Annotated in this window: 18 protein-coding genes; 8 read left to right on the top strand and 10 right to left on the bottom strand. The window is 61.5% G+C overall.

All coding sequences use genetic code 11. From position 1 onward, the window contains the following. Positions 1-63: 63 nt before the first annotated feature. The gene (locus A6U87_RS20170) at positions 64-1,515 is read right to left on the bottom strand and encodes an aldehyde dehydrogenase (RefSeq protein WP_083199632.1); all 1,452 of its coding nucleotides are present in this window, start codon (positions 1,513-1,515) and stop codon (positions 64-66) included. 214 nt (positions 1,516-1,729) lie between these two features. Here A6U87_RS20170 and A6U87_RS20165 point away from each other — a divergent pair, with 214 nt between their 5' ends. Then, the gene (locus A6U87_RS20165; RefSeq protein ID WP_065693086.1) at positions 1,730-2,623 is read left to right on the top strand and encodes a response regulator transcription factor; all 894 of its coding nucleotides are present in this window, start codon (positions 1,730-1,732) and stop codon (positions 2,621-2,623) included. Positions 2,624-2,639: 16 nt separating this feature from the next. Here A6U87_RS20165 and A6U87_RS20160 read toward each other — a convergent pair whose 3' ends face one another. From A6U87_RS20160 to A6U87_RS20135, 6 genes are all read right to left on the bottom strand, one after another. Beyond that, on the bottom strand, positions 2,640-3,698 hold the full coding sequence (locus A6U87_RS20160) for an Ldh family oxidoreductase (RefSeq protein WP_065693085.1): 1,059 nt from the start codon (positions 3,696-3,698) through the stop codon (positions 2,640-2,642). Positions 3,699-3,728: 30 nt separating this feature from the next. Beyond that, positions 3,729-4,694 (bottom strand): hydroxyacid dehydrogenase, encoded by a 966-nt coding sequence (locus tag A6U87_RS20155; protein WP_065693084.1) that lies wholly within the window; start codon positions 4,692-4,694, stop codon positions 3,729-3,731. Between the two features lie 77 nt (positions 4,695-4,771). After that, complete coding sequence (gene pdxA, locus A6U87_RS20150; RefSeq protein ID WP_065693083.1) at positions 4,772-5,761, bottom strand: 4-hydroxythreonine-4-phosphate dehydrogenase PdxA; 990 nt, start codon at positions 5,759-5,761, stop codon at positions 4,772-4,774. Positions 5,762-5,792: 31 nt separating this feature from the next. Beyond that, positions 5,793-6,926, bottom strand: coding sequence for an iron-containing alcohol dehydrogenase (locus A6U87_RS20145; protein WP_065693082.1), 1,134 nt, complete (start codon positions 6,924-6,926; stop codon positions 5,793-5,795). 352 nt (positions 6,927-7,278) lie between these two features. Continuing rightward, a complete protein-coding gene (locus A6U87_RS20140; protein ID WP_065693081.1) occupies positions 7,279-8,463 on the bottom strand; it encodes an exo-alpha-sialidase in 1,185 nt (394 codons plus the stop codon). 11 nt (positions 8,464-8,474) lie between these two features. Then, positions 8,475-9,380, bottom strand: coding sequence for a dihydrodipicolinate synthase family protein (locus tag A6U87_RS20135; RefSeq protein ID WP_065693080.1), 906 nt, complete (start codon positions 9,378-9,380; stop codon positions 8,475-8,477). 302 nt (positions 9,381-9,682) lie between these two features. On the opposite strand from A6U87_RS20135, the gene A6U87_RS20130 reads away from it, so the two are divergent. The 7 genes from A6U87_RS20130 to A6U87_RS20100 all read left to right on the top strand — a co-directional run bounded on the left by A6U87_RS20130 (position 9,683) and on the right by A6U87_RS20100 (position 17,241). Continuing rightward, positions 9,683-11,332: an ABC transporter substrate-binding protein gene (locus A6U87_RS20130; protein ID WP_065693079.1), complete on the top strand. Its 1,650-nt coding sequence runs from the start codon at positions 9,683-9,685 to the stop codon at positions 11,330-11,332. Positions 11,333-11,475: 143 nt separating this feature from the next. Further along, complete coding sequence (locus A6U87_RS20125) at positions 11,476-12,432, top strand: ABC transporter permease (RefSeq protein WP_026283501.1); 957 nt, start codon at positions 11,476-11,478, stop codon at positions 12,430-12,432. A 2-nt stretch (positions 12,433-12,434) separates the two neighbouring features. Next, on the top strand, positions 12,435-13,394 hold the full coding sequence (locus A6U87_RS20120; protein ID WP_037181816.1) for an ABC transporter permease: 960 nt from the start codon (positions 12,435-12,437) through the stop codon (positions 13,392-13,394). Further along, positions 13,394-14,401 (top strand): ABC transporter ATP-binding protein, encoded by a 1,008-nt coding sequence (locus tag A6U87_RS20115; protein ID WP_018901280.1) that lies wholly within the window; start codon positions 13,394-13,396, stop codon positions 14,399-14,401. Before A6U87_RS20120 ends, A6U87_RS20115 begins: the two co-directional genes overlap by 1 nt. Next, positions 14,401-15,393, top strand: a complete 993-nt coding sequence (locus tag A6U87_RS20110; protein WP_018901281.1) for an ABC transporter ATP-binding protein — start codon at positions 14,401-14,403, stop codon at positions 15,391-15,393. The genes A6U87_RS20115 and A6U87_RS20110 overlap by 1 nt, the downstream gene beginning before the upstream one ends. Then, complete coding sequence (locus A6U87_RS20105; protein ID WP_065693078.1) at positions 15,390-16,451, top strand: four-carbon acid sugar kinase family protein; 1,062 nt, start codon at positions 15,390-15,392, stop codon at positions 16,449-16,451. The genes A6U87_RS20110 and A6U87_RS20105 overlap by 4 nt, the downstream gene beginning before the upstream one ends. 19 nt (positions 16,452-16,470) lie before the next feature. Next, a complete protein-coding gene (locus tag A6U87_RS20100; RefSeq protein ID WP_065693077.1) occupies positions 16,471-17,241 on the top strand; it encodes a FadR/GntR family transcriptional regulator in 771 nt (256 codons plus the stop codon). On the opposite strand, the gene A6U87_RS20095 is transcribed toward A6U87_RS20100, so the two are convergent. From A6U87_RS20095 to A6U87_RS20085, 3 genes are all read right to left on the bottom strand, one after another. Further along, positions 17,238-18,233 (bottom strand): Gfo/Idh/MocA family protein, encoded by a 996-nt coding sequence (locus A6U87_RS20095; RefSeq protein ID WP_065693076.1) that lies wholly within the window; start codon positions 18,231-18,233, stop codon positions 17,238-17,240. The genes A6U87_RS20100 and A6U87_RS20095 overlap by 4 nt on opposite strands. An 81-nt stretch (positions 18,234-18,314) precedes the next feature. After that, positions 18,315-19,223 (bottom strand): LysR substrate-binding domain-containing protein, encoded by a 909-nt coding sequence (locus A6U87_RS20090; protein ID WP_065693075.1) that lies wholly within the window; start codon positions 19,221-19,223, stop codon positions 18,315-18,317. A gap of 118 nt (positions 19,224-19,341) precedes the next feature. Beyond that, on the bottom strand, positions 19,342-21,771 hold the full coding sequence (locus tag A6U87_RS20085) for a glucose/quinate/shikimate family membrane-bound PQQ-dependent dehydrogenase (protein WP_065693074.1): 2,430 nt from the start codon (positions 21,769-21,771) through the stop codon (positions 19,342-19,344). Positions 21,772-21,925 lie beyond the last annotated feature (154 nt).

Genomic DNA, 21,925 nt, shown 5'->3' with positions numbered 1-21,925 from the left:
AATTTGGCCCTAAAACTTTGGCCCCATGTAACGTTCAGGCACGCCCCACTCGTGCTTCTCGCGTCAGATCGGATAGTCGCGCCTGCCCGTCGCGACGGTGATCCAACGCAATTCCGTAAACTCGTCGATGGCGGCCTTGCCGCCGAAGCGGCCGTATCCGCTCGCTTTCACTCCGCCGAACGGCATCTGCGGTTCGTCGGAAACAGTGGCTTCGTTGATGTGGCAGATGCCGGATTCAATGCGCTTGGCGACTGACAACGCTTCCTGGATGTTGCGGCTGAACACCGCCGATGACAGTCCATACTCGTTGTCATTGGCGATCGTGACGGCCTCGTCATTGCTGCTCACGCGAATGATGGCGGCCAGCGGCCCGAAGCTTTCTTCCCGATAGATACGCATGGCGGGCGTCACGTGATCGAGGATCGTTGCGTCCATGAATGCTCCGCGCGCGAGGCCGCCACATAGCAATTTGGCGCCTTTCTGCAACGCGTCGTCGACGAGCGTGGTGACACGGCGTGCGGCTTCAAGGCTGATGATCGCCCCCAGCGGGCTTACCGCCTCCCGGCGATCCCGGGCGACGAGCTGGGTTGCCTTTGCCTTGAACTTGTCGACGAACTCGTCGGCGATCTCGTCGAGCAGGATGATCCGCTCGGTGGACATGCAGATCTGGCCCTGGTTCATGAAGGCGCCAAAGGATGCGGCGCGCACGGCCTCATCGATATCGGCATCCGCGAGCACGATGAACGGCGCCTTGCCGCCGAGTTCCAACAGGCAACGCTTTAGGTGCTTGGCGGCGAGAGCGGCAATGATACGCCCGACGCGCGTTGACCCGGTGAAATTGATACGCCGCACCGCCGGGTGTGCAATCAGGGCCTCGACGACCGCCGCCGCATCCTTCGGAGCGTTGGTGACAACATTGACCACGCCTGGCGGGAAGCCTGCAGCGCGCACGATTTCACCGAGCAGGCAGTGCGTTTTCGGGCACAGTTCCGACGCCTTCAATATGACGGTGTTTCCGCAGGCAAGCGGCATCGCGATGGCGCGAGCACCAAGGATGATCGGTGCGTTCCACGGCGCTATGCCGACGCAGACGCCCGCCGGCTGGCGAACGGCCAGCGACATGTTGCCGGAGATCGAAGAGGGGATGATTTCGCCGGTTATCTGGGTGGTCATCGCGGCGGCGTCGCGGAAAATGTCAACTGCCAGTTCGCAGTTCATCTTCGCCCAGATCTCGGTCGCGCCAGTTTCCTCGATCATTGCCGCGATCAGGTCTGTTGTTCTCGCTGAAATCAGATCCGCGACGCGGTTGAGCAACGCGCGTCGCTCGCCGGGTGGGGTATCCGACCAATCCGGGAAGGCTGCTGCGGCCGAATCCGCCGCTAGATCCATGTCTGCGGGCGATGCCGCGGCAGCGATCGTAACGAGGTCACCCGTGACGGGGCTGATGCGCTCGAACGTCGAGGCATCGGATGCATCCGTTTCCTGATCGTGAATGAGGAGTTTTGTAACAAACACCAGCGACACCCGTTTAAACGCGGGGCGAGCCCGCAGCGCCGATGGAAGGTGAATCGATATTCCTGGGCAGCGTGCTGCCCATCCAGCGATACCGGATGCCTCCTCCCAAAGGCCGATGAAGAAATCCTACGCCGAATGCCAAGCCAAGAATTATACTTTTCTGGCTAAATCATATAATAATTCGGGGAATACATCGGCATACTGGGAGAGGTGTGTGGAAAGCGGACTTTATCACCACGCACGCGGCGAACGGCATGATTCCGCCTTGTCGAAGCGGACCCTTCATTTTCAGAAGGGCATCTACGCCGATTTCCATCACTTCTTCTTTCTGCCGGCGGGCAGTGCGACGCTCCGTTCCGAGAACTTTGACGAGCGGTTCATGAAGGGGCCGTCGCTGGTGTCGCTGCCGTTTCATGACCGTTACGAGATCGGGATTGCCGCCGGCGGTCATGGCTATCTGATCGGCGCGTCACCGCACCTTCTGGCGGATGCCGTTGGCGACCGCGTCGAGGCCTATTCGCTTAGAATTCTCACTGAGCAGCTGAAGCTGATCAACGATTTTGGTCCGCAGTTTTCCCAGGATTTGGCGCCGTTGTTCGCGGGTTACGCCAATGAGCTGGCCGATCCGCAAAGCGCCTCCTGGATGGTCGTATCCGCCTACCTCCGGCTCATTTTGATGGCGGTATGGCGGTTTGACGGTGGTGGCGAAGGTGAGCTTGCCCACAAGGGGCGGCGTGGTTCGGTCCTCCAGCGATACCGGCAGCTCGTCGAAGGATGGTTCCTGCAACACAAGCCGATCGGGGACTACGCACGCGAACTCGGCGTGACTCCGGACCGCCTTCACGCCATATGCCAGCGTGAGCTGCAGCGCTCGCCCATACAACTTCTCCACGAGCGGCTTATCCAGGAAGCGAAGCTAAGGTTGGAGCGATCTGATCGCTCAATTCAGCAAATCTCCGACGCGTTGGGATTTCACGAAGCGACCTATTTCAGTCAGTTCTTTTCCAAGCGCACGGGTCTGTCACCGCAGAAATACCGGCAGATGGCGCGAGCCGCGGCCGGCTCACACAATGAGGTCCTGTCATCCGGCTATGCCGATTGGCCATAGCGTGGTGCAGCCCGCATTACAGCGGGCTGGGTGGGATCACACCCAACGCCTCCGCTTTCGCCACGAGCGACGACAGGATGCCGGAAGCCAATGAAACACCATCGCTGGCCGCGGCACGCTTGCGGGTAAGGCCATTTTCGCCGGGCAGGCGGACGCGCTGAACACCGGGGCGGGGAGGATTTTCGCGGCAGGCGGACGCAAGCCAGCCTGTCTGGCGCAGAAATGCATCGCGGCCGCCGAAGGCGTCGGGATCAAAAACCTGGACCGTTACCGCCGCATTCGTGCCCTTGGGGGCATCCACGCGGCCATAGCCGGCCAGCCCTTGGGTAAAGGCTTCGACATGAAGCGCCATGCCATAGCCCTTCTGCCCGTGGTCTAGGCCACCGGCCGGTAGCAAGGTTCCCCCTCGTTCGATAACCCGCGGATCACGGCTGGGGTTTCCCTGCTCGTCGAGCAGCCATTCATACTCATACTGTCGCCCCTCGCGCACCAAGCGCTGCGCCATGTTGACCGTTGTGATCGACGCGCTGATGTCGATCAAAATCGGGTCGTCCGGCGTCGGGATGCCGTGGGCCACGGGGTTGGGCGTATAGACGCCCTTTCGCCCGCCATAAGGCGCAACCTGTGCGCCGGAGGGGCTGGAGCTGGCAATGCTGACCATATAGCCACGGTCGGTTGCAATGGTGAGATAGGCCGCGAGGCAGCCGATATGGTGGCTGTCGGCAATGGTGATCGTCGCAGTTCCAAAGGTTGCGGCACGTTCGCAGGCCAATTTGACCGCCTCCGACGTCAGCCAGGCACCGGGGAGGCGGCGTCCGCGCCATGCGATTGCGGGGCCGCGATCCGACACGATCTCCGGCTCACCGGCCCGTGTCATGACGCCATCGGCAATGCTCTGCAGATACCAGCCGGCCAATGCCAGGCCATGCGTCGTATGTCCCAGCAGGTCCGCTTCGACGAGATAGTGGGCAACGGCCGTAGCCTTCGCGTCTTCAAGGCCGGCGGCCAGAAAGACGTCGCGGGTGAACGCCCGTAGCGCTTCGGGTGTGTAGCGGATGTCAGGCGTATCACCCATGGGAGATCTCCATTAGATTTTGCGCCGTCGTCAACGGGCGAGGAAACGCGGCGCGAGCGTGTTCCCATTGAGCACGGCTAATACGTTCTCGGCAGACATCACCGAGACGGCCCGCTTGGCGTCGAGAGTGACGCCGGCCACGTGCGGGGTTACGAGCGTGTTCGAGAGTTGGAACAACGGGTTTGCAATGCCGGGTGGTTCCACCGCGAAACTGTCGAGCCCTGCGCCGGCCAGATGTCCGTCCTCAAGCGCTGCCGTGAGAGCCTTCTCATCGACCACTTCGCCTCGAGCGGTGTTGATCAGGAACGCACCGGGCTTCATGAGCCGGATGCGGCGCGCGTCGATGAGGTTTTGGGTTTCCGGCGTCAACGGACAATGCAGGCTGACGATGTCGGATTTGGCAAGAAGATCATCGAGATCAGTGTCGCGGCTGAAGGTGTCTCCAAAGGCACTATCGGGCGTGTGCGGGTCGAAGGCCGAAACGGTCATCCCGATCGCTGTGACCATTCCGGCAAGCGTCTGGCCGATGAAACCGAAGCCGACGATGCCGAGATGCTGGCCGCGCAGTTCCCGGCCTTGATACTGGTTCTTGTCCCAGATCCCATCGCGGATCAGTGCATCCTGCCTGGGGAGATCCTTGACCAGCGCCATGATAAGGGCCAGCGCGTGCTCGGCGACGGAATGTCCGTTGCTACCGGTCGTCATCGAAACGCCGATGCCCAGTTCGGTCGCCGCCTTGACGTCGATATCGTTGGTGCCGACGCCGTGCTTGGCGATGTGACGAAGCTTGCCTCCTGCGATCATCTCCTCGTGCCCCAGCCTGTCGGCGAGCAGTCGTACGATCACCGCATCCGGCTTATGGGTCTGCAGGATTTCGATCACAGCCTTGCGGTCGATATAGGCAGGTGTGGCCAAGACGGTCGCACCGGCGGCTTCCAAAAGCAGCCGCCCTTCGGGAGCAACATCTCCGCCGAGAATGACAACCGTCCTGTCCATTACAATCTCCTCCCACGGCATGCGGAATCGGGCGGCGCCGTAAGCGTAGCCGCCGCGAAACGGTCGCTTACATGCTATCAGGCTGCCTGCTGACGCGGTGACCGCGCCATCAGTCGGGCATAGGCAATGGCCGAAAGCATGTTCACGTGATTGGCCTTGCCGGTGCCGGCGATGTCGAACGCGGTTCCGTGGTCGACCGAAACGCGGTCTATCGGCAAGCCTAGCGAGACGTTGACGGCCGTTTCGAAAGCCACCAGCTTGATCGGTATGTGGCCCTGGTCGTGATACTGCGCGATAACGAGATCAAACGCCCCGTTGTAGGCACGCGCAAAAACGGTGTCGGCCGAAATCGGGCCGACGACGTCGATGCCCTTGGCCTGTGCCAGCTCGACCGCCGGCGCGAGAAACTCGGTGTCCTCTGTGCCGAAAAGGCCGTTTTCGCCGCAGTGCGGGTTGAGGCCGGCGACGGCGATGCGGGCTTTCTTGCCAAGGCGCATGAAGTGCTTGTGTCCGGCTTCGATGGTTGCCAGCACGCGCTCCGTCTTGGCACGCTCGATCGCGCCTTTCAGCGAGATATGCGTCGAGACGTGGATCGTATTCAGACGTTCCGACGCGAGCAGCATGAACGAGCTTTTTGAACCGGTCAGATGCGCGAGCAGGCCGGTATGACCGTCGAAATGGTGGCCAGCGAGGTTCATCGCCTCCTTGTTGATCGGCGCCGTGACGATGACGTCGGCCTGGCCGGCGAGTGCAAGATCGACCGCGCGGCTGATGTAGCGCACGGAGGCGTCGCCGGCGACGGCGCTGACCTTGCCGATCTCGGGAAGGGCCGCGCCAAGCTCCACTTCGTCAACGGCGATCTTGCCGGCAGCGGGCGCGCTCGCTAGCGTAAAGGAGAGGCCGGTTTCCGCCGCCCGGTTGGCGCGCTCGAGTGCTTCGGTATTGCCGACGATGACAAAATCACCGCGTTCCTGTTCAGGCAGCGCGGCCAGCGCCTTGACGATCACTTCCGGACCAACACCCGCGGGATCGCCCAGCGTCACGGCGACTTTTGCATTCCTGTCCATCAGTCACATTCCTTTTCGAGTGGCAACGCGCCTAGAAGGCGGCCTCATAGATCGAACGAATATCGGCGCGCGACAGATCGCGCGGATTGTTATCGAGAAGACGGCGGATCGCAAAAGCATCGTCCGCCATCGCGTCGAGGTCGCTCTCCGGAACACCAAGGCCGGACAGCTTCATCTCGATGCCGAGATCGGCGCAGAATGCGTAGGCGGCTTCAAAGACCGAGCCGACGTTTGCGGACGTCTGATGGCCGAGTGCCTCCATGATCGCCCGGGTCTTGTCCGGCACGGATGGCGTGTTGAAGGCAAGCACATGCGGGAAGATCAGCGCATTTGCCGCTCCATGCGCGACATGCCAACGAGTGCCGAGCGGATAGGCCAGCGCATGCCCGCCGGCGGTGTTGACTGGGCCGAGGCAGAAGCCGCCATAGAGCGACGCGAGCGACAGCCCGGCGCGCGCTTCGGCGTCCGAACCGTCCTTGACGGCGCGCGCCAGATACTTTCCGACCAGCCGCGTCCCCTCGATCGCGTAGAGATCGATCATCGGGTGGGCCTTGCGGTTGGTGAAGGCCTCGACGCAATGCGCCATCGCATCCACGCCTGTTGCGGCCGTGGTGCGAGCGGGCACGGTAAATGTCAACGCCGGGTCGATGACCGCGATGTCGGCAAGCATATGGATGCTCTCCACGGCGAGCTTGGCCATTGTCGTCGGATCCGTTACCAGCGCACGGATGCCGGCTTCGCTGCCGGTTCCCGATGTCGTCGGCACCTGTGCGAGCGCGGCGCGGCGTGGGCCGCGCACCTTGTTGGGCCCAACAACCTCATGCAGGGTCTGGCCCGATCCGGCAAGAACGGCAGCCAGCTTTGCCAGGTCCATGGCGCTGCCGCCGCCAAAACCGACCACCAGCTGGGCGTCTGCTGCGTTCGCCGCGGCAAGAACCTTGTCAAGATTGGCGATGTCGGGCTCGGGCGTGACCTCGGAAAAGACGGTGATGTCGCCATTCAGGGCGAGCGCATCGACGCGTGTCGCGTTGAACGCATCGGAAATCACGAGGATTCGGCTGTAGCCTCTTTCGCTTGCCCACTTTCCGAGGCGGTTGGCGGTGCCGACGCCAAATTCGATATGGTGTGGCCGAACGATTGTGATAGGCGAATCCAAACTGACCATTGGATCAATCCTCCCCTGACGCTGCTGCGGCACTCACAGGTGTCGCTTAAGATGTAAATTTGTTATACAAAGCTGCCTTGCTTGGCAAGCTTCGCAGTCGAATTTGTTTCACTTTTCCGATCTGTGGTTCCCGATGAAGTGTTTGAAAACACGATCAACATATTGTTTTAATGTGATAATGCTGCATAACATCGGCATGTAATTTTGTCTGCGCTCCGTGCCGTGTGTCGGAGCTCGCAGGGTGACGGAATTGTTAAATAACAGGACAAGTTCGGTCAAACAGGTGCGAGAATCCGTCGCTGACGGCGCACCTGTTCAATGGGCATCTGACTTGGGCGCGTGCGCTTGCGCGCTAGACAGCCGGAGGCGATAGCCTCACGTATTTGATCGCGCGCCTATAGTACGTATAGGCAATATGGATCACTCCATCCGAACCTTCGGTGATCGAAGGATAGGAAAACTCCCGATTCAAGGCGTCTTTGGAGTTGTTGCTGAGGCAATAGCCGTCGCCAGTGTCGAGATCGACCCGGCGCGGGAAGCTCCGTCCACCATCAGACGAGAATGCGAGGCTGAGAGGTGCGCGCGGCACGCCCCATATCGCTTTGCGTCGGTCCGAAGGCTGCGATGCGGCGGATTCTTCCTGTTCATCGCCTTCGATTTCATCATAGAGCGACAGCCTGCGCGCATCGGATGACATGGCGTTGGAATGGTTGTAAACCATTGCAATATCGCCATTTTTCAAGCGGGTGGCTTGGATTGACGAGTTGTTGTTGGGCAGATCGATCGGCGCTGGCACGCTCCAGGTCTCGCCCTCGTCATCGGAGTGGCTCGAGAGGATCTGTTCTGCGAAGCGGTTCCGGTAGAATGCGACGAACTTGCCATCTGCAAGCGGGACAATATTCATGTGAACGGCGCCGACGCTGTCCGGGACGTCGGCCATTACCCAGCTTTTGCCGGCATCCCGGGAAATCAGCACGCCTGCGGTATCGGCGTCACCCGTCCATCGCTCCCCAGGAAGGCCAATGCACCTGAAAACGGGCAGGAGCCAGGTCCAGCGGCTGTTCACGATGATGGGCTGGCGAACGAATGTCCCTGGGATGCCGCACAAGAGTTGCGGTTCTCCGAAAGTCTTGCCGCCGTCTGTCGAAATGCGCGCCTTAACAACTGATCCATCCTGGTTGCCGGATGTTTGCGAGGTGTAAAGCAGCCATGTGGCTCCGTCCGGAGCATTGAAAATCAAAGGATTTTGCTCGGATTTCGCAGGATCGTCCGACATCTTTTCGGGTTCGGACCAACGAGAGCCGCCAGGGACCAGTCGCGACATGTAAACGGAGATGTCGCCCATGCCTTCCATGGTTCCGCCGAACCAGACGCATGTCAGCGTTCCGTCAGGCAAAAAGGCAAGGTTGGCAGCGTGGTTCTGGATGCAGGGGGAGGGCAGATAGGCTTCGGCCCGTCCCTTTTCGCTTGGATGGGGCGTGATATCGCCAGTCATCAATGCCGGAACGGCTTCCGACGGCAAGCCTGTGTAGGTCATCGGTAGGCTCCTTACGGCAGCTTTGCGTAATTTTCGGCAAGAGCGGCGTAGTCGGCCTCGCTGAGGGGCATCAATGGTGCGCGCGTCCGCTTCCATGCAGCATTGCCGGTCTTCAGGCCGACCATCGCCTTGATCGTCGGGATCTGCACGTAGGAATTGGACAGCGCGCGGTAGGCGTTGATCCGCGCCTGGGCGGCATCGACGACCGAGGTTTGTGCCTCGTCGTGGACGTTGTCATAGACGGCGCGCAGCGAGTCGGCGACCAGGTTTGACGTCGCCGTGATGCAGCCTGCGCCGCCGGCCTTGAGAAGCGGGAGCAGCAGAGGATCGGCGCCGGCAAGTACGGAGAAGCCCGGATAGGCGGCGATGATTGCCTGCATATTGTTGAAATCGCCTGCAGATTCTTTGATGCCGACAACGGTTTTAGGGAAGGCCTCAATCAGGCGACCGATCAACGGCACGGAAAGCGGAACGCCGGAAACCTGCGGAATGTGGTAGAGGATGACCTGTAGCCGGTTGTCGGCGACCGTGTTCAGTACCTGCGAATAAGCGGTGAAGAGGCCGTCGTCCGTAACGCCCTTGTAATAGAACGGCGGGAGCATCACGACCTTGGTTACGCCGAGCGAGAGCGCGTGCCTTGTCAGTTCCACCGTCTCGGGAATCGCGACGACACCGGTGCCGGGTAGAAGCTTGTCAGCGGGAATTCCTGCTTTCAGCGCGGCTTCGAGGATGTTGCGACGCTCGCTCGAAGAAAACGAGTTTGCTTCACCCGTCGTTCCGAGAAGCGCAACACCGTGGCATCCTTCTTCCAACAGGCGCTGGCAGTGTTCGGTAAACAGGCCGAGATCCGGGCTTCCGTCCGCGTTCAGCGGTGTCGCGGCCGCGCTGTATACACCTGTAATCTTGTGAGCGTTCATGTCGTCCTCCTCGGATGAACGCCGCCCCGATCGGCGGCAAGGGCGGGAACTCGGCCCGCAGGATGGCGTTTTCTTCATCTTCGCGAACGGTGTTGTCAATATGACAATAGGAAATGAATTTGCGACGAATCTGTAAGTACAAGAAAAACAACAATAAAATATTTTAGCGATTTTGATTGTGGAGACATCTGCTAATTTTAATTGACATATTTACATTAACGAGCGAATGTTTGGCCATGTCGTGACGCATCTTCGTGTGGAGTGAAGACGAGGGCGTCTGGGTTTTGTCATGGGAGGACAGGATGACTGATCGTAATGATGGGAAAACTGCGCAGAAGGCGCAGATGTCGCGCCGTGAGGCGCTGAAGCTCGGCCTCGCCGCAGGCGTTGGCCTCACCGTTTTTGGCCTGAATGCACGTATCGTGCTCGCCGATGACGGCCAGGTGCTGAAAGTCGCCAACCCGGCGTTCAACCAGGATTGGTCGCCGCTGCGCGGCGGCGGTGTTCCGTTCCGCTGGAACTCGATCTGGTGGGCGTCGCCGATGTATTTCGACAGCGAAGGCAAGATCAAGCCTTATGTCTTCACCAGCTGGGAATCGCCTGACAATAAGGTCTGGACCTTCAAGATCGACCCGAAGGCTGTCTTCTCCGACGGCAGCAAGATCACCTCGGCTGACGTCAAGGGCTCCTGGGAAGTCGCTTCCATGCCCAACACCAAGAGCCAGCGCGCCGACCAGGTGCTGAGCAAGGTTCAGGGCTTCAAGGAAATCGGTGCCGGTTCCGGCAACGAGCTGACGGGCGTCGCCACGCCTGATGAAGGCACCGTCGTCGTCACGCTGACGGAAGCCGATCCGATCTTCTTCATGCGTCTTGCCAACCACATCGCGCCGATTACCAAGGCTGCGCAGTCGCGCGGCAGCGATGGCGAGGAAGTGGCGGATTGGTACAAGCCCGACAGCAGCGCCGTATATTCCGGCCCGTTCAAGCTCACCAGCATCGATATCGACGCCGGCAAGCTGGTATTCGAGCCGAACGAGAACTTTTTCGGCCCGAAGCCGAAGCTGGCGCGCATCGAAATTACGTCGATCGAAGACAACGTCACCGCGACGTCGCTTATCAAGTCGGGCGAATTCAACGCCCATACCGAGCTCGTCACCTCGACGATCATCCAGGACCTCGGCCCCGAATTCTCCGCAGGCCCGCTGATCCCGACCAGCCAGCACTTCTGGTTCAACGTCACCCGCGCACCGATGGATGATCCGAAGGTTCGCCAGGCGCTGATCATGGCGATCGATCGTGACGGTCTCTTCAAGGCGTCCTATCCGGATGGTCCGCACAAGAAGGCCGATCAAATCCTGAATTCGGTTCCGGGTGCAGACAATTCCGGCTTCGAGCCCTATCCGTACGATCCGGCTGCTGCCAAGAAGCTGCTCGCGGAATCTACCTATGGCGGTCCCGAGCGCCTGCCGAAGATCCTCTTCGTCGGTATTTCCGCTCCGGCCATCGAGGCCGCGGCGCAGTTCATCGCCGAGCAGTGGCGTCAGAACCTCGGCATCACTGCCGTAGATATGAAGCCGCAGCAGGACTCCTATGCGGGCCCGGACCAGAACGCGGTGCAGATCTTCCGTGACGACGTCGGCACCCGCGTGCCTGACGCAGTCTCCTATCTCGCCGGCTGCATCGCTTCGACCTCGTCGAACGCGCAGAACAAGCTTGGTGGTTACAAGAACGACAAGGTCGATGCCGCTCTCGCCGAAGCCGCGACCAAAGCGGCCGACGATCCTGATCGCATCAAGCTCGCACAGGACGCCCAGAAGGCGTTCCGCGAAGATTGGGCCTTCATTCCGTGGTACTCTCAGGCGATGTCGCGCTGGGCCACCAAGGAGGTCAAGGGCATGGAGAAGAACCTCGACTGGCAGGTCGTGGCGCCCTGGGACATTTCGATCGGCTGAGCCGGTTCGAAACCTACAAGTAGATAGCCTTCGGGCATTTTAGCAACCGCGCGAAGACCGCAAGGCCTTCGCGCAAGTTTCAAGAAGACATCGCATGTCCGCGTGAGCGCGGAAACGTGTCTACCAACCGGTGGGAGGTGACCTTGTTACGCTACGTGCTAACCCGGTTTGCCATCTGGATTCCGTCAGTCCTTATCGTCATGCTGGCCGTCTATGCGCTGGCTTTCTATGGCGCTGGCGATCCGATCAAGCTGATCTTTCTGCGCGCACCCGGCGACGTCGCCTATAACCCGCAGCGCATCGAAGCCATCCGCGAAAGTGCCGGCCTGAACAGGCCCTTCATCGAGCAGTTCGGCCTCTACATCTGGAACCTCCTGCACGGCCAGTTCGGCAATTCGCTGACATCAGGCCGCTCGGTTTGGGCCATGGTCTCGGCTGCCGCCCCTGTTTCCTTCAAGCTGGCGCTCTGTTCCATCATCCTCACGACGGTCATTGCCATTCCGCTTGGCATGATCGCCGCGATGAACCAGAACAGCCGCCTCGACTATACCATCCTCGGCTCGGCGCTCTTCCTCTGGGCGATCCCGGCCTATGTCGCCGGCCCACTGCTGATGGTTGGCCTGATCGTGCTAATGCCGATGATCAAGGTGCCCTATGGCTGGGGCGGCGTCTTCGACGTGCGCATCCTGCTGCCGCTGATCGTTCTCTCCTTCCAGCCGATCGCGCTAATCGTGCGCCAGACGCGCGCCGCCGTCATCGAGGTGCTGTCGGAGGATTTTGTCCGTACCGCCCGCGCCAAGGGCGTGCCTGAGATGGTGGTGGCGCTGCGCCATATCCTGCGCCCGGTGCTGACGCCTGTTGTCACCCAGCTCGGTCTGATCATGATCACCATCGTCAACGGCGCGATCTTCGTCGAGCTCGTCTTCGGTCTCCCCGGCCTCGGTCGCCTGACCGTGCAGGCGCTCACCAACTCGGACTATCCCGTCATTCTGGCGATCACGCTTATCGGATCCTTCCTGGTGATGATGTCGAACCTTCTGGTCGACGTTCTCTACCCGCTGCTTGATCCGCGTGCCAACGATGCAAGAAGGAGCCGCTGACCATGTCCGCTATCCCTCTCTCTCCCGTCGCACAACAGGAAGAGGCCCCCGTCAGCCTGTGGCGCGACGCCTGGTACCGCCTGAAGCGCAACAAGCTCGCCGTCTTCGGTCTCGCAGTCGTGCTCATCCTGGCCTTCACCGCGATCTTCGGCCCCTATCTGACGCCCTATGACTATCTGAGCCAGGATCTGCAGGCCCGCAACGCCGTTCCGTCGCTTACGCATCTCTTCGGTACAGACGATCTTGGCCGCGACGTCTTCAGCCGTGTCGTCTTTGGCACACGCACGGCCTTCCTTGTGGCTGTCATCGTCACCGTCATCGCGGTCTTCATCGGCACCCTGCTCGGCGCCATCGCCGGCTTCTTCGGCAACCCGTTCGATCGCGTCATCATGTGGCTGACCGACATGACCATGTCTGTCCCGAACCTGCTGCTCGTCGTCGTCATCAATGCCTCGCTCAAGGCGCCGATCGCCAAGTGGATGGAAGCGCAGTATCTTGCGACCCTCAATCCCTTCTACCGCCAGACCGTATGGGTCGATTTCATGCTGGTCTTCGGCTCGATGGCGCTGATCTCCTGGCCGCCCTATGCGCGCCTCGTGCGCGCCCAGGTCCTGTCGATCCGCAGCCGTCCCTATATCACCGCCGCCCAGGCGCTCGGTCTGTCGAACTGGATCATCATGAAGCGCTACGTCATTCCGAATGCGCTTGGCCCGCTGATCGTCTCGGTTAGCGCCGGTCTCGGAACGGCCATGGTTCTGGAGAGCGCCTTCAGCTTCCTCGGCGTCGGCGTCAATCCGCCCACGCCCAGCTGGGGCAACATGATCTCCGACGGCCTGCGTGTCTGGCAGCACTATCCGCACCTGCTGGCCGCCCCGGCCGCCGTCCTCGGCCTTGCCTCGGTCGCCTTCAGCTTCCTCGGCGATGGCCTCAACGACGCACTCAATCCGCGGGGTTCCAAATAATGAACACGACGCGATCCAATGAGAAACTGCTCGATGTCCGCGGCCTGACCGTCGAGATCGACGGCAGGAACGGCCCGGCGGTCGTGGTCGATGGTATCGACCTCCACGTCAACAAGGGCGAGACGCTCGGCGTCGTCGGCGAATCCGGCTGCGGCAAAAGCCTGACGATGCTGAGCCTGATGCGGCTTTTGCCGAACAAGATCAAGGTCACCAAGGGCTCGGCGAGCTTCGACGGCCACGACCTGCAGAAGATGTCGAACAAGGAGCTGCGCAAGGTGCGCGGCGGCGATATCGGCTTCGTCTTCCAGGACCCGATGACCTCGCTGAACCCGGTCATGCGCATCGGCGACCAGATCTGCGAGCCGCTGATCTATCACCGCGGCATGAAGAAGGCCGAGGCGCGCACCCGCGCGGTCGAACTGCTTCGCCTCGTCGGCATTCCAGGCCCGGAGGAGCGACTGCAGGCGTATCCGCACGAACTCTCCGGTGGCATGCGCCAGCGCGTGATGATCGCGATCGGCCTTGCCTGCAATCCGAAACTCCTGATCGCCGATGAACCGACAACGGCGCTCGACGTCACCATCCAGGCGCAGATCGTCGATCTGGTGAAGGACCTCCGCGCCAAGCTCGGCATGTCCGTCGTCTGGATCACCCACGACCTGGCGCTGATCGCCGGTCTCGTCGATCGCGTCGCCGTGCTTTACGCCGGCACCGTGGTCGAGGATGCACCGGTCGACGAGCTCTACGCGCGACCGAGCCATCCCTATACGCGCGGCCTCTTGGCCTCCATCCCGAAGCTGTCGGACGCGCCGGCAAGCCGCCTCAGCTCGATCGGCGGCACGCCGCCGGAGCCCGGCCGTCGTCCTAAGGGTTGCCCCTTTGCTCCGCGCTGTCCGCTGGCGGAAGCCGTCTGCCACGAGCGCGTGCCGAAACTTGAGCCTATTTCAGGCGCCGGAAACCACCGCACCGCCTGCTTCGTCGTCCAGAAAATGCAGGAGGCCGCGTGATGGGTGCCCAACCGCTGCTCAAGGTCGAAAACCTCGTCAAGCATTTCCACGTCAAGCTCGGCGCCTTCGGCGAACGCTCGGCGACAGTCTATGCGCTCGACAACGTCAATCTCGACATCATGGAGGGTGAGACGCTCTCGCTCGTCGGTGAATCCGGCTGCGGCAAGTCGACGACCGGCTTCACCATCCTCAACCTCTACAAGGCGACCTCAGGCAAGGTCGTCTACAAGGGCCAGGATCTGGCGACGCTGGACGAAAAGCAGATGCGGCCCTTCCGCCGCGACCTGCAGATCGTCTTCCAGGATCCCTATTCGACGCTCAACCCGCGCATGACGATCGGCGAGGCCGTCGGCGAGCCGATCCTCTTCCACAAGCTCTGCACCAAGGCCGAGCTGAAGGACCGCGTCGCAGCACTTCTGACCGATGTCGGCCTGCCGACCCGTTTCGCGCAGCGCTATCCGCACGAGCTTTCCGGCGGCCAGCGCCAGCGCGTCGTCATTGCCCGCGCGCTTGCCTGCCAGCCGAAGTTCATCGTCTGCGACGAGGCGATCTCGGCGCTCGACGTCTCGATCCAGGCGCAGATCATCAACCTGCTGCTCGACCTGCAGGAAAAATACGGCCTGACCTACCTGTTCATCGCCCACGACCTTGCCGTCGTGCGCCATATCAGCACTCGCGTCGGCGTCATGTATCTCGGCCGCCTGGCGGAGCTCGCGACCCGCGAGGAGCTGTTCGAAAACCCGCTGCACCCCTACACCAAGGCGTTGCTGTCGGCCGTTCCGGAAACCGATCCGGAACTCGAGCGCACCCGCACGCGCCAGATCCTACAGGGCGACGTGCCGAGCCCGCTCAATCCGCCGAGCGGCTGCCGCTTCCATTCGCGCTGCCCGATCGCGATGGATGTGTGCAGCAAGGTCGTGCCGGAGTGGAAGGAAGCCAAGCCCGGTCACCTCGTCGCCTGCCACGCGGTCAACACGGGACAGGCTGCATGACGTTGAAGGTCGCGATCATCGCTGACGATTTGACCGGCGCGCTCGACACGGGTACGCCCTTCGTCGACGCAGGTCTATCGGTGGCCGTCGCGATCAATGTCGAAGCCATATCCGAGGCACTGGCGACGGCGTGTGATGTCGTTGTCGTCAACACTGCTTCGCGGGCTCTCCCGGAGGAAGAAGCGGCAGGAAGAGTGGGCCTCGCGGCCAACGCGCTTCTTGCCGCCTCTCCCGATATCGTCATGAAGAAGATCGATTCGCGGCTAAAAGGTAACGTGGCAGCTGAAGGCTCGGTTCTGGCCGCAGCTTTCGGTCGTCGCGAAATCGTGGTCGCGCCAGCTATTCCTGACCAAGAGCGCTACACACGAAATGGTCAGGTCGTAGGCCGCGGCGTCGATCAGCCACTCGCCATCGGCGATCTCTTTCGCGGTCGGCGCGAGACTGTTCTTGTCGCAGATGCTGAGAGTGACGGAGACCTCGATCGTCTGGTGGCCGAACACGACTGGGCCGGGGCGCTTGCCGTTGGTGCCCGTGGCCTTGGCAGCGCGCTCGCGCGCACGATAACGCGCCCCGGCGCGGTCAGATTGCCGTTCCAGCCAGCCAGCGACACGGTCTTTGCCTTCGGCTCGCGCGACCCGATTACAGCTGCCCAGATGGCAAAGCTGGAGGTTGCGGGGGTTCTGCGCACCAGCGTAGATGCGCCGATGGGAGCCTTAGCATATACCGGCGAATTGAACCTGCCTGTCCTGCTGCGTTGCACCGGAGAGATCAATGACGATGCCGCGGCAGTTGCGGAGCGCTTTGCGCAAGGTGTAAAATCTGCAATAGAAGCCACTGATCCGGAAATGCTGATGGTTGGCGGCGGTGATACGGCTCTTGCTGTTTTCCAGGCGCTCGGAGTTCGTGTCCTCCTTCCGAAGGGCGAGATCGAGGCGGGGATTCCGTGGTTCAGTGTGACGCTATCGAATGGCGTGAGCATCCGCTGTGCGGTCAAGTCCGGGGGCTTTGGGAATTCCGAGAGTTTGCTAAGACTGATACCGCAGAATCAGGCGGCGTGAGACGATGCCGGCGGGGAGAATGAAAGTGGACGAAGCAAATGGCGCATCGGCAGGCGCGCAAGTGACAGCGGCGGCGAAGCCGGAGCGCGGCAAAGCCGTCAAGCTGGTCGATCGTGTCTTCGATCAGCTGCTGGAGCGCATCAAGTCCGGTAACTATCCGCCGGATTCGCGCCTTCCCGGCGAACACGAGCTCGCCTCGCTGCTCGGCGTTTCCCGCCCGATCGTTCGCGATGCCTTGGCTCGGCTGCGCGACCAGGGGATGGTCTATGCACGGCAGGGTGCGGGCACCTTCGTCAGCGCGCACGGTTCGCCGACGACGCAGTTGTCCTATTCACCCGTAAAGACCATCGCGGATATCCAGCGCTGTTATGAGTTCCGCCTGACGATCGAACCGGCCGCCGCTTATTTCGCTGCCAAAAGACGCGATGAGGCCGCGATCCAGAAGATTGCTGCAGCACTGGCCGACCTTCGTGAAGCGACGAGCCATCAGCTGCATCGCACGGACGCCGACTTTAATTTTCACCGTGCCGTGACGGAAGCAGCGAACAACCACTACTATACGGCCTCGATCGATGCGCTGAAGGCGCATATCGCGGTTGGCATGCATCTGCACGGGCTGTCGCTGCTCGGGCCACGTCCCGGTCTCGAGCAGGTCTTTCAGGAACACAACGCGATCTACAAGGCGATCGCCGAAGGCAGGTCGGATGACGCCCGCAATCTGATGCAGTCCCACCTTGAGGGCTCGAGGGATCGCCTGTTTGAAGGGCGGGCGCTCGACCTGTCGTTCTAGGTGGCAGGCGCCCGGATCGCGTTTTCCCAGTCGGTCAGCAATTCCATGATTTCAATGGAATCGCTCAGTCGTGGAGAGGGGCGAGGTGCTTCCCTCAATCTCTCGGCAATGCATCGCTCGACTAGGCGGACCTGATGTCCGAACGCGTCGAAATCGGACGGGACACGGATCTGCTCGGGCGGTCGGCCATAGTCCTCGATCTCCAGGATATTGTCGCCGGCGGTCGGCAGCCATGGGTTTGTCCGGAAGCGCACTGATCCGAGGTCGCCTCGCACGACAAAGTCGAAGGACATGCCGTAACTGTCCGTCGACTGCAGCGTGGCGAGCGTCCCGTTGCCGAAGCGGACCGACAGGGAGGCATCGCAGATGTTGCCATCATGCGACGAGATATTGCCGTGAGCGGATACCGAGCGATCCGCGAAAGCCTGCGGACCGAAGGCGGTCTGAACGACGTATTGCAACAATGAGGCCGGATAGCAGCCCAGGTTGTAGAGCGTACCCTTGCCGAGAGGATTGACGAGCTTACAGATGTCGGCAGCGTAGAGGCCGGCAATCGAGCGGACGGTCCCAAGTCGTCCCGACCGTATGATGCCGCCGAGTTCGGCAATGATGGGATGGCTGAGATACATCAACCCCTCGAGGAAGAAGATCCCCGATTCACGGACCGCGGCGGCCAGCGCCTGCGCCTCGGCCATCGTCGTGGTCAGTGATTTCTCTGAAAGCACGGCCTTTCCTTTTGCCGCAGCCTCGATGACCGCCTCGTGGTGGACATTGTTGGGCAGGCCAACATAGACTACGTCGATATCCGGATCGTCGACCAAGGCGTTCACAGTCGAATAGCGTCTGGCGATGGCGTGCTGGTCTGCAAACTCGGCCAAACGCGCGGGATCGCGACCGGCAACCGCGACGATTTGCGAGCCATCGCTGGCGCTGATGGCATCAGCGACCGTATGGGAGATAAAGCTCGTTCCCAGAATACCCCAACGCAGCATGCAGTATTGCCTTTCATGGCCAATCGGCCCGGTTGCCGTCAAAGCGTCATAACCAATTCGCGGTGCTCTCGCACAGGGACATTAAAGTGTCTCCACGCGCAGATTTGCTGCTTTCCCTTCGGCAACGAGCCAGGCGCGCAACGCCGCAATCGCCTTGCGATCACGGTCCACCGCCCGGCAGCAGAGACGATAGCCGGCGGGCCGGGCGGAGAAGCCGAAGGGTGCAATCAACGTGCCTGCGGCCAGATCCGCTTCGATCGATGCTCGCGGGGCGATGGTCAGGCCGAGTCCCGCCTTGGCGGCGCTGATTGCAAGCATCAGGTCGTTAAATTCGGTACGCCTCTGAAAGCGCACGGGCGTGGTGCCGCTTTCACGGAACCAGTCGTCCCAGAGGTAGCTTACGTCCCTGGCAATGATGGCGGTGCCGGCGTCGAGACCCAGGCCGAGTTGTTCGATCGCCTCCGGGCTTCCGACCGGTCCAAACTCATCGTTCATGAATTGGGTGGCAGAGATATCGGGCAAGGGCCGGTATTCGCCGCCTGCGATGAGCGCGTCGATATCCGCCGCATCCGTCAGGCTCAGGCTGACCGGCACGGGAACAACCTGAATTTCAAGCGATTTCACCTCCGCCAGAATACGAGGGAGCCGGGGTATGAACCATGCTGCTGCCATCGGCATCGGAACGCCGACCCTGAGCTTCGATCGCTGCCCCTGCGGCGATACTTCGTCGGCAGCCCTCGCTATGATCGCAAAGGCGACACCGACAGCGTCCGCAAGCCGGCGCGAGGTATCGTTCAGGCTGACGCGTCCGCCATCGCGATTGAAGAGCGGTACTCCGAAATGTTCTTCCAGGCTGGAAAGCTGTTGGCGCACGGCGCCGGGCACCACACCCAGATCGCTTGCGGCTGCTCTCAGGCTTCCGCACCGCGCCAACGCGTCGAAGGCTCTCAGTGCATTGAGCGGCGGGAGGGTAGGGCGCTTATCTGTCATGAGGAATTCGCAGTCCGGAACATGCCTTCCTGCGTTTTCGGCTGTGGCTCGTGTCGAGTCAACCGTGCCGGGTGGGATGGGGGCCAGCAGGTGCGGCCCCCATTGACGTCTCGTGGCTTCAGTTCGGAAGCGCGTAGGCGATTACATAGTCGCCCCGGTCGTCCGACTGTCTGGCGCCACCGGCGGAGATGACGACATACTGCTTGCCGGTCTTGGGCGACTTGTAGGTCATTGGGCCGCCCTGGCTGCCGACCGGCAGGCGGACCTTCCAGACTTCCTCACCGGTCGCCGAGTTGAAGGCGCGCAGGTAATAGTCCTGCGTCCCGGCGATGAACACCAGTCCGCCCTGCGTTGCCAGCGTGCCGCCCAGCGTCGGCATGCCGACCGGGATCGGCAATCCCATCTTGATCCCCAGCGGCCCGGTGTCCTGAACGGTGCCCACTGGAACCTGCCAGGCGATCTTCTGGGTCTTCATGTCGATTGCCGTCATCGTGCCGAATGGCGGCTTCTGGCACGGAATACCCAGCTGCGACAGGAAGCGGTTCTTGTTGACCGCGTAAGGCGTACCTTTCATCGGAACGAGGCCCATCCCGGTGTTGACGCTTTCGCCACCGCTATTGGTCGCAGTGCTTTTCGGGTCGGCCGGGACCATCTGTATCCAGAGGCCAAGCCGCATGTCATTGACGAAGATGTAGTTGCTGTTTGGATCGGAAGACAATCCGCCCCAGTTCATGCCGCCGAGCGAACCCGGGAAGCTGAGGGAGATATCGGTGTCCGGTACGGTATACAGCCCATCGTAGCGCATGCCCTTGAAGGCGATGCGGCACAGCAACTGGTCGAACGGGGTGGCGCCCCACATGTCGGACTCGGTCAGGGTTTGGGCGCCGATCTGCGGCATTCCGACCGAACGCGGCTGCGTCGGGGCGTATGGTTCATTGGGGATCGTGCCGGGTTTGACGGGCTGTTCCTGAACCTCGGTCAGCGGTTTGCCGGTTGCGCGGTCCAATACGTAGAGTTGGCCGGCCTTGGTTCCGAAGACGAGCGCAGGTACCGTCGAACCGTCCTTGCCCGGGAAGTCGATGAACGTCGGCTGCATCGGGACGTCGAAGTCCCACAGGTCGTTGTGAACGGTCTGGAACACCCATTTCTCGCGGCCCGTCGTTGCATCGAGAGCGAGCATGGATGCGCCGTACTTGTGATCAAGCGCCGTGCGCGTAATGCCCCACAGGTCGACCGAGGGGCTTCCAACGGGCATGAACACCGTATTGGAAGCCGGATCGTAGGACATGGCCGCCCAAACGTTCGGGGTCGAGCGTGTATAGCTCTTGCCGGCAGGCGGCAGCAATGTGATGTCGGGATTGCCGGGGTCAAAGGCCCAGCGAAGTTGACCGGTGACGACGTCGAAGCCGCGCATGACGCCGCCAGGCATATCGACACTGACGTTATCGGCGACGCGGCCACCGACGATGACCGTAGTGCCGGCAAGCGTCGGTGCCGATGTCAGCACGTAGTTGGGATCAGGTGCGTCGCCCATGCCGACTTTCAGGTCGACACGACCCTTGTTGCCGAAGTCTTCGCAGAGTTTGCCGGTATCGGCATCGATCGCGATCAGTTCCGCCTGAATCGTGTTCATCAGGATGCGGCGTTCGCAAAGCGCGCCCGGTGCGACTGTCACTTGCGTGACGGGAGTGGAGCCCGGTGCCGTCGGCTGCTCGAGCGACCGCGTGGCGTCGAAATAGGCGAGGCCGCGGCAACGCATCCAGACGGATGATTTCGCGTTGATCTCCGTCTTCCACTTTTCCTTGCCGGTGTCGGCGTCGAGGGCGATCACGTTGTTGTGCGGCGTGCAAAGGAATACGGTGTCGCCGACCTGTAGCGGGGTTTCCTGGTCCTCGGCGCCGTTGGCGCCCGGGCTGATCGGGATATCACCGGTGTGGTAGGTCCAGGCGACCTGCAGCTTGGAAACGTTGTTGCGGTTGATCTGGTCAAGCGCTGCAAACCGGCTGCCCCCGGGGGTGTTGCCGTAGCTTTCCCAGTTCTTCTGTTCCTTGTCAGGCGAGACGGGCGTCAAAGCCGGGGCAGCCGTCGCCGTTACCGTGGGGTGAGGAATGAACATACCGACAAAGGCTGCAGCGGAGCCAACGGCCAGAATGGCGGCGAGGACGAAGGACGCGCCATAGGCAGGCGTGCGACCGACCGAGCGACGCAGCAGCGGGAAAGAGAGGGCGACCACGACGGCGCCGACACCGATCGCGAGCAGTCGCGAAATGAGCGGCCAGAACTCAAGCCCTGCATCCCATACCGCCCAGATGGCGGTAAGGACAAAGACGAGACCGAACAGCAAAGCACCTGCCGGTCTGCGACGAACGATCAGGAGGCCGGAGATGATGAGGCCGATGCCGGCGAGCAGGAAATACCAGCTGCCTCCAAGCGAGGCGAGCTTGCCGCCGCCGATGGCAAAGAAAAGGCCGGCAATCGTGATGATTGCGCCCAGAAGAAATAGCCACAGGCGGCTGAGCAATGATGGTGATTTGGGTGAGTTATCCACGGAATAGCCCCATTGGATGCCGGCGAACGAGAACGAGCTGTTTGTCGCGCAGGTTCGCCGCGCGGTTTAGTAATCGGATGGACAGCAAATGGAACTGAGTTTCGTCCTGCAGCGTAAGCTCGCTTGGCAAGCGAGCGGCATTTCACTCGTGCGG

Origin of the sequence: Rhizobium sp. AC44/96 (genome assembly GCF_001692185.1) — a bacterium.
GTDB lineage: Bacteria > Pseudomonadota > Alphaproteobacteria > Rhizobiales > Rhizobiaceae > Rhizobium.
Note: the sequence above shows the minus strand (reverse complement) of the source record. Positions and strands in the feature narration are given on the sequence as shown.